Raw genomic sequence first — 282 nt, 5'->3', positions numbered from 1 at the left:
ACCGCAGCAAATCTTTGTAGCCATACTGAATATTGGTGATTCAATATAACGTTGTAATAGTGGCTGGGCTACCTGGATTCGAACCAGGGAATGCCGGCATCAAAAGCCGGTGCCTTACCGCTTGGCGATAGCCCAACAATGAATGGTCATCTAATGAAAGAAACACATTCTAAATAATGGTGCGGTCGGAGAGACTTGAACTCTCACACCTCTCGGCGCCAGAACCTAAATCTGGTGCGTCTACCAATTCCGCCACGACCGCAGCAAATCTTTGTAGTCATA

Annotated in this window: 2 tRNA genes; both read right to left on the bottom strand. The window is 47.2% G+C overall.

Going from position 1 to position 282, the window contains the following annotated elements:
* Positions 1 to 60 precede the first annotated feature (60 nt).
* Positions 61 to 135 (bottom strand) — tRNA-Gln (locus AB4375_RS21295).
* 42 nt (positions 136 to 177) lie between these two features.
* A tRNA-Leu gene (locus tag AB4375_RS21290) sits at positions 178 to 262 on the bottom strand.
* Positions 263 to 282 lie beyond the last annotated feature (20 nt).

Source organism: Vibrio sp. 10N.261.51.C6, from assembly GCF_041471785.1.
Taxonomy (GTDB): Bacteria; Pseudomonadota; Gammaproteobacteria; order Enterobacterales; family Vibrionaceae; genus Vibrio; species Vibrio crassostreae_C.
The sequence above is the reverse complement of the archived record's forward strand: the minus strand, read 5'-3'. Positions and strand labels throughout refer to the sequence as shown.